The organism is Microbacterium sp. Bi128, from assembly GCF_918698205.1.
Genome location: NZ_CAKKMM010001297.1, coordinates 1 through 1,440 on the forward strand (window position 1 = coordinate 1; position 1,440 = coordinate 1,440).

A 1,440-nucleotide genomic window follows, 5' to 3' on the forward strand; every position below is an offset into this window, starting at 1 on the left:
GGCATGACCTTGTGGAAGGCGGGCAGCTCGCCGCCGGCGACGCCGCCAGCACCGCGGCAACGGTGACCGTCCGCTGGGTGGCGATTGGCGCCGTCGTACTGCTCCTGGCGGCAAGCTACCTGGCGATTACCGCCGGTTAGAGCGGTCCTGCACGGGGCCGGCATCTACTGGCCCCGTGTTCCGTCAGCCGGCCCGTCGTTGCGGGGATCCTCAGGCGCCGAGGCGCCAAGTCCGGTGACGGTACCTGCCTGCACCGCGGCACCCCCATGATCGGCCGCCTTCTTGGCATTGAACTTCTTCTGCCGTGGGTCAAAGGCGTCCCTCAGGCCGTCGCCGATGAAGTTGATGCTGAGGCAAATGAGCACGATGAACATGCCCGGGAACCAGAAGAGCCAGGGCCGTGTGGCGAAGGCCTGCTGGTTCTGGGAGATGAGCAGGCCCAGTGACGTGTCCGGGGCCTTGACGCCGACGCCGAGGTAGCTCAGCGCCGTTTCGGTGAGGATCGCGGCGGACATGGTCAGGGTCACGTTCACGATCAGCACGCCGACGGCGTTGGGCAGGATGTGCTTGAAGATGATCCTGGCGTTGCTGGCGCCGGAAATCCGGGCCGCATCCACGAACTCGCGTTCGCGCAGGGACAGGAATTCGCCGCGCATCAGTCGGGCCAGGGCGACCCAGCTGATCAGGCCAAGGAAGATTCCGAGGGCCAGGACGCCGTTGGTGCTGGCGAAGGAGGCGAACCAGCTCCCCTGGTCCCGGCGGCCGGCGAGGGCGGCCATGACGGCGGCCAGCAACAGGGCCGGAATGATGATGATGACGTCGGTCAGGCGCATCAGGATGGCCTCGGACCAGCCGCGGAAGTACCCGGAGATGGCACCGACCACGACGACGATCAGGCCGGCGATGAGGCCGATCACGATCATGATGGTGATGGACTGCTGGGCGCCGCGCATGGTCATGGCGAAGAGGTCGCGGCCGATCCGGTCCTGGCCGAACGGATGTTCGCCCCAGGCGAGCGGCCACAGCGAAGAGGTCGGTGCGCCGCCGTTGACCAGTGGCGAGACTTGCGTGTGGGAGTACTTCCACCAGCCGGGGATTCCCAGGTAACCCACCGAGGTGAAGGCCAGGATGAATATGAAGGCGAACACCACGAGGCCGATAATGGCGCCGGAGTGTCCGAGGAAACGCTTCCGGACGATCTGGCCCTGGCTGAGACCCTTGGCCTCAAGGACCGGCTCAACGCCGGCCGCGGCTGATATCCGCGAGGCTTCGTCTTCGGCCATGATTACTTCCTGCTGACTTGGCTGGCTCATGCTTTTACCCTTACGCGCGGATCCAGTGCGGAGTAGGCGAGGTCCGCGATGAGGTTGAAGACCATGGCCGTGATGGCCACGCAGATGAAGACGCCCATGACCGGGTTGGGATCGGTGTGCGCGATCC

Annotated in this window: 1 protein-coding gene; it reads right to left on the bottom strand. The window is 65.8% G+C overall.

What is annotated here, in order from left to right; translation table 11 throughout:
* Window positions 1-164: 164 nt before the first annotated feature.
* Window positions 165-1,283, bottom strand: a complete 1,119-nt coding sequence (locus LQV45_RS32150) for an ABC transporter permease (protein ID WP_230011581.1) — start codon at window positions 1,281-1,283, stop codon at window positions 165-167.
* Window positions 1,284-1,440 lie beyond the last annotated feature (157 nt).

Coding starts and splice junctions, on each gene's coding strand:
- LQV45_RS32150 (WP_230011581.1), bottom strand. CDS start 1,283: ATGGCCGAAGACGAAGCCTCGCGGATATCAGCCGCGGCCGGCGTTGAG.